Source organism: Adhaeribacter soli, from assembly GCF_008727925.1.
Taxonomy (GTDB): domain Bacteria; phylum Bacteroidota; class Bacteroidia; order Cytophagales; family Hymenobacteraceae; genus Adhaeribacter_A; species Adhaeribacter_A soli.
Map to the genome: position 1 here is coordinate 84,506 of NZ_VTWT01000014.1, position 15,208 is coordinate 99,713.

Annotated in this window: 11 protein-coding genes; 7 read left to right on the forward strand and 4 right to left on the reverse strand. The window is 46.8% G+C overall.

Annotation, left to right across the window (positions count from 1 at the left end):
• Positions 1-184 precede the first annotated feature (184 nt).
• Positions 185-832, forward strand: a complete 648-nt coding sequence (locus F0P94_RS19030; RefSeq protein ID WP_150906062.1) for a tetratricopeptide repeat protein — start codon at positions 185-187, stop codon at positions 830-832.
• Between the two features lie 49 nt (positions 833-881).
• Here the strand turns inward: F0P94_RS19030 and F0P94_RS19035 are convergent, their stop codons facing one another.
• Together F0P94_RS19035 and F0P94_RS19040 are read right to left on the reverse strand one after the other, a co-directional pair.
• The gene (locus tag F0P94_RS19035; protein ID WP_150906064.1) at positions 882-1,739 is read right to left on the reverse strand and encodes an MBL fold metallo-hydrolase; all 858 of its coding nucleotides are present in this window, start codon (positions 1,737-1,739) and stop codon (positions 882-884) included.
• A gap of 394 nt (positions 1,740-2,133) precedes the next feature.
• The gene (locus F0P94_RS19040; RefSeq protein WP_150906066.1) at positions 2,134-4,557 is read right to left on the reverse strand and encodes an ABC transporter permease; all 2,424 of its coding nucleotides are present in this window, start codon (positions 4,555-4,557) and stop codon (positions 2,134-2,136) included.
• A gap of 280 nt (positions 4,558-4,837) precedes the next feature.
• On the opposite strand from F0P94_RS19040, the gene F0P94_RS19045 reads away from it, so the two are divergent.
• Together F0P94_RS19045 and F0P94_RS19050 are read left to right on the forward strand one after the other, a co-directional pair.
• Positions 4,838-6,217: a sigma-54-dependent transcriptional regulator gene (locus tag F0P94_RS19045; RefSeq protein WP_150906068.1), complete on the forward strand. Its 1,380-nt coding sequence runs from the start codon at positions 4,838-4,840 to the stop codon at positions 6,215-6,217.
• Positions 6,207-7,562, forward strand: a complete 1,356-nt coding sequence (locus F0P94_RS19050) for a sensor histidine kinase (protein WP_150906070.1) — start codon at positions 6,207-6,209, stop codon at positions 7,560-7,562. Before F0P94_RS19045 ends, F0P94_RS19050 begins: the two co-directional genes overlap by 11 nt.
• A gap of 117 nt (positions 7,563-7,679) precedes the next feature.
• Here F0P94_RS19050 and F0P94_RS19055 read toward each other — a convergent pair whose 3' ends face one another.
• A complete protein-coding gene (locus tag F0P94_RS19055; RefSeq protein WP_225307294.1) occupies positions 7,680-8,240 on the reverse strand; it encodes an REP-associated tyrosine transposase in 561 nt (186 codons plus the stop codon).
• A gap of 367 nt (positions 8,241-8,607) precedes the next feature.
• On the opposite strand from F0P94_RS19055, the gene F0P94_RS19060 reads away from it, so the two are divergent.
• Complete coding sequence (locus tag F0P94_RS19060; RefSeq protein WP_150906072.1) at positions 8,608-9,828, forward strand: pYEATS domain-containing protein; 1,221 nt, start codon at positions 8,608-8,610, stop codon at positions 9,826-9,828.
• A 70-nt stretch (positions 9,829-9,898) separates the two neighbouring features.
• On the opposite strand, the gene pheS is transcribed toward F0P94_RS19060, so the two are convergent.
• Entirely contained in the window at positions 9,899-10,924 is a 1,026-nt protein-coding gene (gene pheS / locus F0P94_RS19065) for a phenylalanine--tRNA ligase subunit alpha (protein WP_150906074.1), read from the reverse strand.
• A 919-nt stretch (positions 10,925-11,843) separates the two neighbouring features.
• On the opposite strand from pheS, the gene F0P94_RS19070 reads away from it, so the two are divergent.
• The 3 genes from F0P94_RS19070 to F0P94_RS19080 all read left to right on the forward strand — a co-directional run bounded on the left by F0P94_RS19070 (position 11,844) and on the right by F0P94_RS19080 (position 15,133).
• Positions 11,844-12,509, forward strand: coding sequence for a TetR/AcrR family transcriptional regulator (locus tag F0P94_RS19070; protein WP_225307295.1), 666 nt, complete (start codon positions 11,844-11,846; stop codon positions 12,507-12,509).
• A 9-nt stretch (positions 12,510-12,518) separates the two neighbouring features.
• Positions 12,519-13,865: a TolC family protein gene (locus F0P94_RS19075; protein ID WP_150906076.1), complete on the forward strand. Its 1,347-nt coding sequence runs from the start codon at positions 12,519-12,521 to the stop codon at positions 13,863-13,865.
• A 134-nt stretch (positions 13,866-13,999) separates the two neighbouring features.
• Positions 14,000-15,133: an efflux RND transporter periplasmic adaptor subunit gene (locus F0P94_RS19080; protein WP_150906078.1), complete on the forward strand. Its 1,134-nt coding sequence runs from the start codon at positions 14,000-14,002 to the stop codon at positions 15,131-15,133.
• Positions 15,134-15,208 lie beyond the last annotated feature (75 nt).

Consider the following 15,208-nt stretch of genomic DNA (forward strand, 5'->3'; position numbering starts at 1 on the left):
CCGTATCACCTTTAAATACAAAACGCCCTAAATACAACTACCATTTATCAAAAGTAAGGGCGCCCCGCAATTTTAAAAATCCAAAAATAAACAAAATAAGCTTCTTACTTTCTTCATATCTGACAATTATACCCGTTCGTAAAAAGGAGAAATTTATTAACCGAATAGTATAATTATTAGCAGTATGAAAAACGTATTACCCATCATTGTTACCTTTCTACTTTCCTTATCTGCAAATGCCCAGAACCTGCTTGCCATCAGCCCGGAACTGATTACTGAAAACAGTATGGTGAAGGCCGAAAAAACAACCGTAGCTAAAACCAGCCTGAAAGCGGCCGACTATAAAAACCTGGTGAAAGAATACTCGGCTACGCTGAAAACAAACCCGAAAGATGCCGATACTTATTACAAACGCGGCGAAGCGTACCGGGCTCTGAAAGACTACAAAGAAGCGATTGCCGATTACAATGTGACCATAAAATTTAACCCAACCAATACCACCGCTATTTACAACCGCGGCTTATCCCGCATGCACCTCGGCGATTTCCGGGGAGCGTACGGCGATCTTTCCAAAGTAGTTAAGAGCAACCCCAACGATAAAGAAGCTTACTACAACCGGGCACTTTGCCGCATGAACATGGACAATGCCCGGGGCGCGATCTCCGATTTCAACATGGTACTGAAACTAGATCCGAACGATACGGAGGCGTATTACAACCGGGGCATTATGAAGTTTGAAACCAGCGACAACAAAGGCGCCTGTGCCGATTGGAATAAAATTGCGGAAAAAGATCCGCGGGCTGTCCGGGCGCTGAAAAAATACTGCAAATAAGCGCCGCGAAACTGAAGCCGAAAGTTACAGCCGCTTCAAAAACCACTAACTAGAACAAGGATAACTGCACAGCCGGACTGCTTTTTAGCGCCGGCTGTTTTTTCTTAATCACCCTCCGGATCTTTTTCTCCGGATCCGAGGAAGCGGTGATCATGAAAACCGGCGTCTCTTCGAAGCGGGAGGCGACTATGACTTCGGTTTCGCCGGCATGCTGCTGGAACAATTCCTTTGCCAACGAAGGTGAATTATTGTCTTTGGAAAGGTGCGACAGCAGCACGTGGCTCATGCCGGCAGGTTTGTACAGGGTAAAAAGGTCCAGCGCCTGTTTGTTGGAAAGGTGGCCTTTATTGCCTTTTATCCGCCGTTTCAGATGATATGGGTAATACCCGTTTTCCAGCATTTCATCGTCGTAATTTGTTTCCAGGAAAGCGGCGTTGCATTGCTGAAAGTATTGAACCACGTGTTTGCAGGGCGCGCCAATATCAGTAAATACGCCTATGGTAATATCGCTGTGAGCCACTATAAAACTGTGCGGATCGGAGGCGTCGTGAAATTTTGGGAAGCCGGTTATTTGCAGATCGCCTACCTGTACCGGTTCATGCGCCTGAAAGGTATGCACCAAATGCGGCTCCAGATTCAGACGCGAATACCGCAAGGTTGGCGGTGTAATATACACCGGCAATTGATATTTTTTGGCCAGTACTTCCAGGCCCCGGATGTGATCGGAGTGTTCGTGGGAAATGAAAACTGCTTTCACCTGGGTCATGGATAAATTCAGGCGCTTCATCCGCTTTTCGGTTTCGCGGCAGGATATACCGGCATCTACCAAAACAGCCTCGCGGCCGTTGCCGATGTAATAGCAGTTTCCGTTACTTCCTGAATTTAAAGAGGTGATAAACAATTGCATAAGGCTACAAAGGTACCAATATCCGGTTAGTATTCAATTTCGGTTAGTCGGTCCGATTAATGAAACGCCTTTGTGCCGGCAAAAATTCAGGTTAGCGCATTAAAAAGTATGATGGCTACTTTTTTTGGTTGCAATGACCCCGTAGCGTAGGGTTTAAACCCTATGCTACGGGGTCATTGCTTTCAGGCCGTTCTGTTATTCCAACCGCCCATGTTCATGAACAACCTTCACAGCGATAAACTTCTTCCCGGATTCATACCCACGGACAGGGATGTCCGCAGCAGGCATGGTTCCGGACAAAGATGTCCGGAACAGCATTCTAGTATTGTCCTGAAAATCCTTAAATTGGCTACGCCGAACTTCGTTTCTGAAAATCCTGATCCTGATAGCTCTCCTATTCCGTTTTGAGCGCCAGTACCGGATTTTTACGCGCGGCTTTTATGGCCTGAAAGGACATGGTAAGCAGGGCAATACTCATAGTAACCATTCCGGCAATCAGGAAGGCGGCAGGACTTAGCGTAATGCGGTATTCGAAATCCTGCAGCCACTTGTTCATGAAATAATAGGCCAGCGGCGCGGCAACCAGGAAGGCCAGCAATACCAGTTGAATGAATTCTTTTGAGAACAGGTAAGTAATATCCCACAGGGATGCGCCCATTACTTTCCGGATGCCTACTTCTTTGGTGCGTTGGGTGGCCATAAAAGAAACCAGACCATATAAACCCAGGCAACCAATGAAAATGGAAATACCGGAGAAGATCCTGAAAAGGGTGTTGCGGCGTTGGTCTTCCTTGTAAAAATCGGCGATGGTCTGGTCCAGGAACTGGTATTCGAAAATGTAATCGGGGTAAGCTTTCTGCCAGACTTTTTCCAGTCCTTGGATAGCGTTTTGGGTTTGACCGGGTGCAACTTTGGCTGCCAGAAAATAAATGTTCGAAGAAGCACCGCCCATGTTTACCATAGCGATCGGGCGGATCGATTCCCGGAGGGAGTTCTGATGGTAATCTTTTGCCACGCCTACTATAATTCCGTGCATGTTCCGGCCCAGCAGCATTTTCTTCCCCAAAGCCTCTTCCGGCGATTTCAGCCCTAGCTGGCGCTGCATGGTCTGGTTGATAACGATCTGCCGGATGGTATCGGTTGGGGGTTGGTGGGTAAAATCCCGTCCGGCAAGCAGTTTGATCCCGAATAGGCTTATATAATGCTCATCGCTTAATTTCATGTTTACCTGAAAGGCGGCGTTATGGGGTTGGTTATCGAAGGTGAAATTGGTGGTATAACTGAAATCGGAAGACGGCGGCGAGAAAATAAAGCTGGCCTGCTGTACACCCGGCAGTTTGGTGATCTCCTGGCGGTAGGCGAACATTTTTTCCGCCGAAGCTTTGTAAAGCGGCACCAGCACTACGGCCTCTTTATTGAACCCGAGGTCTTTATTTCGCATGTACCGCATTTGCTCCGATACCACCAAGGTACAGATAATGAGCAACTGGCAAATGGTAAACTGCACCAACACCAAGCCTTTCCGGAGGGAAATACCGGCCATCTGCTGCCGGGCCATTTTACTTTTAAGCGCCTGAATGGGCTGAAATCCGGACAATACAAAAGCAGGATACAAACCGGCAAACAAGGTTACGACCAGTAATTCCAGAAGGAAGAACAGCAGCAAACCGGGTTCTTCCAGCAAGCTGAAGGTTAATTGCAGATCGAGCAGGCGGTTCAGGAAAGGCAGGGTGAGCTCAGCCAGCACGACGGAAAAAAGGCCGGCGGCCAGCGTGAGCAGAAACGTTTCGCCCAGGAACTGCAGCATTAATTGTTTCTGGTTGCTGCCTAATACTTTCCGGATGCCGACTTCTTTGGAGCGTTTGGTAGCCTGGGCGGTTGCCAGATTTATAAAGTTTATGCAAGCCGTAGCCAATAAGAATACCCCGATCACCGCCATAATGCCCAACACCTCCATAGAAGTGGTGCGGCGGGAATACGTTTCGTAAGTAGAATCGTAATGCAGGTTCTTTAAGGGTTGCAGTACAAAGATCAGGCGTTCGCGTTTCTTTTCCGGCATTTGCGCTTTCAGCGTTTTAGTGATTGCGGTGCGTACCTGGGCCGTATCGGCATTTGCGGGAAGCTTTAAATACAGGTTCTGCTGGCTCGTAAGGGCACTCCAGGCGGTGAGATCGTAGTCGATGTAATTTTTCAGCGTGGGGTACGAAACAAATATTCCGAATGGGAAATCCGTATTCTTAGGCAGGTCGGGAATTACGGCTGCTACTTTCAGGTTGAGTTTATTATTCAGGGAAATAACTTTGCCTACGGCTTCGGTATCCGGAAAATATTTAGCGGCGTAGCTTTGTGTCAGAATAGCCATGTTCGGTTCCTTCAAAGCTTTCCCCTTATCCTGTAAATTGAGGCCAAAATCGAACAGGTGAAAAAACTCGGGTTCGATGAAGGCCACCGGATGCTCGGTATTGAAGTACTTGGGCGGCTCCTGCCCGTTTGCCGGTACGGTTACCTGCACTTCTTCTTCGCCGTAAACCTGGGCCATTTCTACAATGCCGGGGTTGTTGTTGCGCAACACACCCGCCGCCGGGAAATGCACCGAACCTGATCTAATCGATCCGGACTCGTAGTTTTCATGCACGGTGAGCCGGTAAATCTGGTCGGCCGCGGCGTGAAATTTATCGATGCTAAGTTCGTAGCGGATCACCAGAAAAAGCAGCAGGCTGCAGGTTATGCTCAACGACAAACCCAGAATGTTCAGGATGCTGTAACTCCGGTTGCGCAGCAAAGCCCGGTAGGCGGTTAGGAAATACGTTTTTAGCATAGCAGTTTTTTTTCTGAAGGGTAGAGAGCCGGCAATTTCAGGCAATTGTTTCCGGTTTTTACACGTTGCATTTTCAAGGCTTGTGCCAAACGGCAAAACCGGCTTTTTCCGCCTGAAAACCTATCGTTTTTCTGAATCACTGTCCACCGGTGGACAATACCTGGTCAGCCGTGGACAATGGAAAACGCTTTTTAGCTTAAAAAACGTTAAATTTAAGTGGTTTTCGGACTGGCATACTTTTTACGTTTAAAAGCCTACCGATTTCACTTAAAACCGACCAATGGAAAAGAACCTGGGCCGCATACTGGTAATAGACGACAACGAAGACGTACTTTTTTCGGCGAAGATGCTCTTGCGCAACCACGCCAAGGAAGTGATCATGGAGAAGAATCCGAAGAAAATCCCTTTCCTGGTTTCGAACGAAGACTTCGATATTATTCTGCTGGACATGAATTTTACCGAAGACATTACCAGCGGAAAAGAAGGTTTTTACTGGCTCAAAGAAATCCTGAAATACGACCCGAGTGCGGTGGTGGTCATGATCACGGCCTACGGTGACGTAGAGATGGCCGTGCAGGCGCTGAAAGAAGGCGCTACCGATTTTGTACTGAAACCCTGGCAGAACGAGAAACTGCTGGCTACCCTTTCGGCGGCTTCCAGGCTCCGGCACTCGCAAAAAGAAGTAAGTCAGCTGAAACAGGAAAACAGATTCCTTACTTCCGAACTGAACAATCCGCAACCCATAATTCAGGGGCAAAGCCCGGCCATGCAGCAGCTTTTCACCATTCTGGACCGCGTAGCCAAAACCGATGCTGACGTGTTGCTTTTAGGCGAAAACGGTACCGGGAAAGAAGTATTAGCCCGCGCCATTCACCAGCGTTCAGGTCGGGCCGATAAAGTTTTTGTGAGCGTGGACATGGGCGCCGTAACGGAAACCCTGTTTGAAAGTGAGCTTTTCGGGCATAAAAAAGGCGCTTTTACCGATGCCAAAGAAGACCGGATCGGTCGGTTCGAAGCAGCCAACGGCGGCACCCTTTTCCTGGACGAGATCGGCAACCTGAGCCCCAGTTTACAGGCCAAATTGCTTACTGTTCTGCAGCGCCGCGAGATAATAAGAGTGGGCACAAACAAACCCATTCCGATAAACGTGCGGCTGATCTGTGCTACCAACATGCCCTTGAAAGAAATGGTACTCAGCCGCGAATTCCGCCAGGATTTGCTGTATCGCATCAATACCGTGGAGCTGAACATACCGCCTTTAAGAAACCGCACCGAAGACATTCCGGTTTTGGCAGAGCATTTCCTGAGCCAGTACGCGCAAAAGTATAAGCAACCGCTGAAAAGGCTTTTGGATAATGCGCTGAACAAACTGAAAAAATATTCCTGGCCGGGCAACGTACGTGAACTGCAACATGCGCTGGAACGCGCTTCCATTATGAGCGACAACCGGGAATTAAAAGCCGAAGACTTTTTCTTTATGGAAGAGCACGAAACGGTAACTTTTGGCAATGCGCCGGAGGCTTTAAACTTGGATTCGCTGGAAAAAGACGCGGTTACGAAAGTGCTGCAAAAACACGACGGCAACATTTCGAAAGCGGCGAAGGAATTAGGGTTATCGCGCGGGGCGCTGTACCGGAGAATGGAGAAATATGCGCTTTAACGGTTACCGGTGGCAACTTATTTTGCGGCTGCTGCTGCTTACGCTTACCATTTTCCTGTTTGTCAAACTCAATTTCGATCCGGATTACCGTGGTACGTACATTGGCCTGGGTGCTTTCGCCTTGCTGCAGATTGGCCTACTGATCCGCTACCACGAACAGACTTCCCGGCAACTGAACCGCTTTCTGAACTCGGTAAGCTACGACGACTTTACCGAACAATTTCAGGTTGGGAAGGATGATGCGCTGCAGCAGGAACTGGCCTTGCGGCTGAACGAAGTAATGGCCAAATTCCGGGAAGTGCGCGCCGAAAAAGAAGCCAATTTGCATTACTTCGAAGCCATTGTGCAGCACATCGGTATCGGCATTATTACCTATAAACCCGACGGCACCATTCTGTTGCTGAACAAAGCTGCTAAAAAACTGCTGCAAACCGGCCAGGCCAAAACGCTTACCGAACTTGGTGAAATTGATGCTGCTCTGGTAAACAGCCTGCAGAATACTTCGCACAACGACAAAGCGCTGGTGCAGCTCCGGCAAAACGGACAACTGGTAAACCTTTCGGTACACGTTATTGAAATTGTGCTGCTCCGCGAAACCATCCGCATTGCTTCTGTGCAGAACATTCAGCCGGAGCTCGAAGAAAAGGAAATGGAAGCCTGGCAGAACCTGCTGAAAGTACTTACCCACGAGATTATGAATTCGGTTACCCCGATTGCTTCGCTTTCGGCCAGTGCGGGGGAAGAAATTCATACTTTAACCGATACCGAAGCCGAAGAAATTACAGTCTTAAAAGAAGAGCTTACCGATATCGGCCAGTGCCTGCAAACCATCAGCCGCCGCTCCGATGGCCTGATCCGCTTCCTGAACGATTTCCGGAGCCTGAACGCCAACACCAAACTGAAACTAAGCGTATTCAATGTGGTAGAGCTGCTGCAGGAAGTAAAAACCTTATTCCGGGAACAGCTGCTTCAAAACAATATCAGCATGGAACTGGATTTTCAAAACGAATCACTACTATTGGAAGCCGACCGGCAATTGGTGGAACAAGTACTCATAAACCTGATAAAAAATGCCGCCGAAGCCGTTGCCGATAACCCGGAAAAACGCATCGAACTGAAAGCCTTTCTCGATGACCGCAGCCGGGTGAATCTGGAAGTTTCCGATAACGGTTGCGGCCTTACGCCGGAAGCCCAAAGCAAGATCTTTATCCCGTTTTATACCACCAAAGCTACCGGTTCCGGCATCGGGCTGAGTTTGTCGCGGCAGATCATGCGTTTGCACAAAGGCGCCATTTCGGTGCAATCGGAAAGTGGCGTGGGTACGCGGTTTTTGCTGCGGTTTTAGTAGGGACAGGGCTTGACCTGTCCACAGCGTTAAGCGTAGAGTTAGCGAAGCGCTCTACGCATTCCCGGTCAGCCAATCTCCCGATTGGCGAATAAGGATTGGCATAAAAACCAAACTTCAACTTATAAACTTTACCGGCACCAACCCAGGCAAACCACTATAATCACGGGCGCTGCTGTAGAGGTAATGCTGTTCTTCCACCCAGCCTTCAACAACCGGATTCTGGTGAATATAATGCAGTTTCTGGTCGATAAATTTATTGCTTAAAAGCTCTTCGGCATGGTTGCTCTGCTGCCAGAACTGGTACGTATTATTGCGGCTGTTTCTGCTGGCGGCGTACTTAAATTTATCCAGCAGCCATTCCTTCCGGCTTTCATCCCTAGTTTCAATTTCCCGGATTATTTGCGAAGCGGTAAACTTTTTGAGATCCCGGAGAATATCCGAAAGATTTGACTTTTCAGGCTGGCTGGCAGAAATGATCAGGTGTACATGGCTGCTCATCAGGCACCAGGCATGCACCCGCAAGCCTTTATGAGTAATGCAAAACTTCAGGCTTTCCACAAAAATATCTTTGTAACGCCGCCGGATAAAAACATCGATCCAGAATACGACCGAAAAGGATACAAAATACATCCCTTCCGGATTACTCATGCTGTAAGGCCTTGGCGTTATTTGCATTGCTGAATAAGTTGTTTAATTGTGGTTTACGCCAATCGGGAGATTGGCTGTACGGAAATGCGTAGAGCGCTTTGCTAACTCTACGCTTAACGTTTGTTTTTCTTGGCGCCGGCTCTTTTTGAAAGCTGTTTTCTCAACCAAATTATCAATCAAAGAATAAGACACAGATATTCAGCGCATAACCCTTCTAAAACAAAGCTTCACCCGATGATAGGCCATTCTTACCAAATTTCATAACAAAACAACACCTTTCATCGAAAGAAAGCTTAATCTCACGCCTTTGATTTTTTATATCAAACCCTCGCCGATCCAATGCGATATTTCATTGACCACAGCATCCTTTCCTATTATTTTAACCCTTATCCCTATGAATAATCATGATAAAACCATAGAAATTAAAATAAAAGATCCTCTTGTAACTGTTAAAAATCAGGATGGCCAAATTGGGAAAAATAATAAAGGAAGTAAATTTCAAGGCAGGGAGAAGGCTCTTTTCGTATTAACGGGGTTAGCTGGAATTGTTATTTTGAGCATTGTTGCTTTTGGGGTTATTAATGAAACTAAAGAGTTCGCAAGCGCTACCATAATAGTAGCCTTCTGTGCCACTATTGTTGGAGGATTAATTGGTTTCCTGTTTGGAATTCCTAGAACTAATCAGGTTGATCAGAATGAAATAACAATCGTTAACAATTTTGGAAGAAATGGCCACAGGAATGTTGATGAACGATACAGTTTTAACACAAACTTGGAACAGATTTCAGATTGGCTAACTAAAATTCTGATTGGTGTTGGCCTTACTCAATTATATAAGTTAGGAGATACGATAGACAAAATATCCAGAAGTATTTTAGGTGATTTGAATGAAGGATCCCCAAAAACTGGTGCATCATTGCTTTCTGTCACGATTGTCTGTTTTTTGATTTATGGCTTTATGGTAGGATACCTTTGGACCAGACTTTATTATCATCACTTATTAGCAAAAGCAGACAACTCTTTTTTAGATGAAGTGAACAGGAAATTAGCTTCTCTAGAGAAAAAAACAAAAACAGCAAATGAAAAGGCAGAAACAGCAGAGACTATTGCTAAAAAAGCTAAATATGATGCTAAAAAAGCCCAGTCTACCGCAACCTTCGGTGTAGGCAAATCAACCACTTCAAATGTAATAAATGAGACTAAAAAGAAAAGGCTTGCTCTTCTTAATGAAAGCTTTGGAACGGCAAAACTTGACCTTGTAAAAAATGAAAAAGACCCTAATAAAGGTAGATTTGATGGTAGATCTGAAACAAAAGACCGAAAATTAACTGCACAAGTGACTCACTCTCCAACATTAGAGAATTTATTCAATGTCCATTTAAAGTTAGAATCGATAAATGAAAATAATCCATTATCAGGGGTTGCCAAGTTCTATCTTCATGATTCATTCCGGGAACCAGTATATCCCGCAAATGTAATAGATGGTAAAGCTGCCTTAGACCTAACAACCTTTGGAGCCTTTACAGTAGGCGTTATTGCAGATGGTGGTGAGACAAAATTAGAATTAGATCTAAAAGAATTACCCGACGCTCCCTTAGAATTCAAAAACCATTAAAAACAAAAAAGCAGCTTCCCTCCTGGCAAGCTGCTTTTCATTTAAAACAGTATCCTTTTCAGCTAAAAACCTAAACCGCGCTTTCGAACTGCCGCAGGAAACGCACGTCGTTCTCAGTGAACAGGCGGAGGTCTTTGATTTGGTACTTCAACATAGTAATGCGTTCGATGCCCATACCAAAAGCAAAGCCTGAATATTTCTCCGGATCAATCTTAGAACTTTCCAGTACCGCCGGATCGATCATTCCGCAACCGCCGATCTCTACCCAGCCGGAGTGTTTGCAGATATTGCAGCCTTCGCCTTTGCAGATTAAGCAGGTAATATCGATCTCGGCGCTTGGCTCGGTGAACGGGAAGAACGACGGCCGGAAACGGATCCTGGTATCCTTGCCGAACATTTCCTGGGCAAAGTGATAAACCGTTTGTTTCAGGTCGGCAAAGCTTACGTTCTCGTCAATAAAAATGCCTTCGAACTGGTGGAACATGCAGTGCGCCCGCGCCGAAATAGCTTCGTTGCGGAAAACGCGGCCGGGCATAATGGTACGGATAGGCGGCTGGTTGTTTTCCATGATGCGCACCTGCACCGTTGAGGTATGCGTCCGAAGCAGATAATCCGGGTTACGCTGCACAAAGAAAGTATCCTGCATTTCGCGGGCCGGATGGTTTTCAGGGAAGTTCAGGGCCGTAAAGTTGTGCCAGTCGTCCTCGATTTCCGGTCCTTCGGAAACGTTGAAACCAATGCGACCAAAGATCCGGAGCACTTCTTCGCGCACCAGGGACAGCGGATGGCGCGTGCCCAACGTATTTGGCACCGGCGGTAAAGTAAAATCCAGGTTCAGTTTTTCGCCGGAGGCTTGGGAACCCGCCAGTTTTTCCTGCATTTCATCGAAACGCTGCTGCGCCAGCTGCTTCAGGCCGTTCAATTGCTGCCCGGTGGCTTTTTTCTCTTCGTTCGGTACCGTTTTCAGATTGTCGAACAGATCGGCTAAGCGGCCTTTGCGGCCCATGAACGCGATCCTGAAAGCTTCGAGCTGCTCGTTATTTTCTATCGGGAAGGTGCGGATCTCTTCCGCTACCTGTTCAATTTTCTCCTTCATATACTGCAAAGATAAATATTTGAAAATTCGAAAATCTGAAAATTTAAAGTGAAGCTGTTAAGTAACGGGCAAAGGAGTAAATTCTGGTGTTTTCTTCAGAAAAATAAACCACATAAGTTTTAGTTATTGGGGAAAACACCATAGCCGTCAGGCTAAGATGATTTATGATTTTAGCCTGTAGAGACGTAATATATTACGACTCCATTCGGGGGTACAAACAATTGTGATTGATGCCAGAGCCAGCTACAAGGCGGGTACCAGCCGTTGCATATATCTCGCAATGCTGTGAAAGACGTAATATTTACGGCTATGGTGAAAACACCAACAACTGCTAAGTATTTGAAAATCTGGAAATGAATTAGCCATTAGCCAGCAGGTAGAAGCTGACTGCCCGGAACGCTGTTCCAGCTTGTAAAGCCTAAAATGCCGCTGCAAGGTTGCAAAAATGCTGTTCCGGATTTATAATCCGGAATTACTGAGTTGCGGATTTATAATCCGCCTTCCTTAGAGCAAGCCTTCCTGCTGCTCATGCGGATTACAAATCCGCAGCTCTGTGCATTCGGATTGTAAATCCGAATGAGCAATAAATTGAGCATAAATTGAGCATAAATGAGCAGATTGAAAGTCTGAATGAGCATAAGCTTCTAGATGAGCATAATGGGAGTAAGAAGCATAATTCTGTCAAGCCTGTTTTTTTACCTTCTACCCTACCCTTTTTCAGATCACCTTTTCAGCATTTAAACCAGACAACCCTTTCAAATTATCCGATTCTGGCTTAATAAGCCAGTTTTAGCGGGAAAATTAACAAACCTAAAAAAGGTACTTAACCCAGCTCAAATCAGAATAATTGTATTTTTTAGTAGAAAACAGGCTTTAAAAAAGAAGTTTTCTGAAGGCTAAAAATTTACTCTCGGAAACTTTGGGAACCAAAAACGTTTCCATAGTTTTGTCGCCGGAAAGAAAAATCTGGATGGAATTAAAGGATAAAATATTGGCGGTAGCTTTCGAAATGTTCCGGAAACGGGGCATCCGGAGCGTGTCTATGGACGACATTGCCCAGGAGATGGCTATCTCTAAAAAAACGATCTACAAATGGTATGAGAACAAAGATGCGATCGTTTTTGCCGCGCTGGATACCCACCTGCAGCAGATGCAGGCAGATTGCGAGCTTTGTGCCAGCCGCGGGGCAAACGCGATCGATGAACTTTTCAAAACCATGACCATGATCCGGGAAATGCTTACCAACATTCACCCGTCTATTTTCTACGATCTGCAGAAGTTTCACCCGAATTCATGGCAATTGTTTCAGGAGCACAAAAATGGCTACATCCTGGGCATGATCGTGCAAAATATTAACCGGGGCATTGAAGAAGGGCTTTACCGCCCCGATCTGGATCTGCCGGTGCTGAGCCGCCTCCGCCTTTACCAGATAGACCTGGCTTTCAGCTTCGATGTTTTCCCGCCCGATTCTTTCGATCCGCAACGCGTGCAGCAGGCTTGTTTAGAGCACTTTATGCTGGGCATTGCTACTTTAAAAGGTCACAAACTGATAAATAAATACAAACACGTTACCGAAGAAGAATAAATAAAATTTATGAAAACAAAATTTACCATCTTCCTGCTGGTGCTGCTGCATGGGTTTGGCGCTTCCGTCAGTCAGGCTCAGAACGCGCCGCAGGCGTTCAGCCTGCAACAGGCCATCGAGTATGCGTTGCAAAACCAGCAGCGCATGAAAATTGCCCACAACGACACCAAAATTGCCAAAGCCAAAGTAGGCGAGATCCGCTCTATCGGCCTGCCGCAGATCAACGTGGGCGCCGAAGTCGGCAATAACTTCGAGCCCATGCGCAACTTTTTCCCGGCCGAGTTCTTCGGCGGAAAAGCCGGGGAATATGTGCCGGTACAGTTTACCCCGAATTATACCGGTCAGGCTGCTATTTCGGCTTCCCAGCTGGTTTTCGACGGCACGTATTTAGTTGGCCTGAAAGCCGCCAGCACCTTTACCCAGCTATCCAAAAAAGCGCTTACCCAAACCGAGATCGAAATTACGGAGCAGGTAAGCAAGGCTTATTATGGTGTACTGGTAAGCCGCGAACGCATGAAGCTACTGGAACAAAACCTGAACCGTCTGGACACCTTGCTGAAGCAAACAACCGAAATGTACAAAAACGGCTTTGCCGAAAAGCTGGACGTGGATCGTTTGCAGGTAGCCTTCAATAATCTTCAGGTAGACCAGCAGCGGACCGACCGGCTGGTGGTACTCAGCGAAGACCTGCTGAAGTTCCAGATGGGCCTGAAACAAACTGAGCCGATCCTTCTAACAGAACAGCTTAGCAATGTGGAAGTAGATATGGCCAAAACCAATACCGAAGGCTTTAATTATTCCAATCGCATTGAATATTCTATTCTGGAAACGCAACGCGACCTGGCCTTACTCGACATTAAAGCGAAACGCGCTGGTTATTATCCGCAACTGGCCTTAAATGCCCGCTACGGCTGGAACACGGCCAACAATAACTTCGATGCCATAACCAAATCGGGCAACTGGCTCAACTTCGGCTATGTTGGCTTAGGCATAAATATTCCGGTTTTCGATGGCTTACGGAAAAGCTACCAGCTGCAGCAGGCCAAACTAACGCTGGAAAATACCAACGCTGGCCTGAAGCTAATGGAGCAGGGCATTGACCTGGAGCTTACCCAATATTCCACCAACCTGAGCAACAACCTGAAAGTGCTGGAATCGCAGAAACGCAACCTGGTGCTGGCCGAAGACATTGCCCGTGTTTCCAAAATTAAATACCAGGAAGGCGTTGGCTCCAACCTGGAAGTAATCACCGCTGAAACCGACCTTCGTGCCGCGCAGACCAATTATTACGCGGCCCTGTACGATGCCTTAATTTCCAAAGTAGACCTGGACAAAGCAACCGGCACGTTGAAGTAGATTATTCGATTGTTCGATATTCGATTGTTCGACTTTTTTTCAGGAGTAAGAAGATACTGAATATCCGAGAATCGAACAATCGAATATCGAACAATCGAACAATCGAATTAAAAAAATCGCACAACTTATATACAATGAAAAAACAGATTCAAATACTTTCCCTGGCTGTTCTGGTAAGCTTTGCGGCCTGCAACAATGGCGGCGGCGACAAAGCGGAGCAACTGGAACAACTGAAAAAACAACAAGCTGAAATTGAAAGCAAAATTACCTCGCTCGAAAGCGAACTGAAAGCTTCCGGCAAAGGCAGCGCTACCACCGAAAAACCGGTACCGGTTAACGTGCTCACCGTGAAGCCTGAGAATTTCAAACATTACCTGGAAGTGCAGGGCAAGGTAGATTTTGAGCAGAACATTATGGTAAGCGCCAAAGTACCGGGCGTGCTCACGAGCGTGCGCGTAGACCGCGGCGACCGCGTTTCTAAAGGCCAGATTTTGGCTACCATCGATGCTTCCGTTTTAGATCTGAGCATTTCCGAATTAAAATCGAGCGTGGAGCTGGCCAGAACGGTATACGGCAAGCAGAAAAATCTCTGGGACCAGAAGATCGGTACCGAAATTCAGTTCTTAACGGCTAAAAACAACAAGGAGTCTTTAGAAACCAAACTCAAAACTCTGCAGGAACAACGCGACCAGTACAACATTAAAGCGCCGATCAGCGGCGTGGTAGACGAAGTACTGCCGAAAAGTGGCGAAGCCGTTGCACCGGGCGTGGGCATTATCCGGGTAGTAAACCCAACGGGCACCAAAGTGGTGGCTGAAGTTTCGGAAGCGTATGCCGCCAAAGTGCGCAAAGGCGACGAGGCCGTGGTTTTCTTCCCGGACATGAACAAGGAAGTTCCCGCTAAAGTAACCGTGGTGGGTACCGCCATCAACTCCAGCAGCCGCGCCTTCACCATTGAATTAAGCCTGCAAAACGCCAAAGATGTAAACCTGAACCCGAACATGATCGCGGTGGTGCGCATCAACGACTATTCCCAGGAAAATGCTACCGTTTTGCCGGTTAACCTGATCCAGAAAGACGAAACTTCGCGCTACGTGTACGTGGTGGAACAGCAGGGCGACAAGCAGATTGCCAAACGCCGCGCCGTAACTACCGGCCAGAGCTACAAAGACAAGGTCGAGATCCTGAGCGGCATTAACGAGAACGATAAAGTAATAAGCTCCGGCTACCAGAACCTGAACGAAGGCCAGCCGGTGAGTTTTAATTAGAAATTAGAAATTATGAATTAGAAATTATTCTTTTCTCTAAAGGGATTTCTAATTCATAATTATGGGTAATGGCGC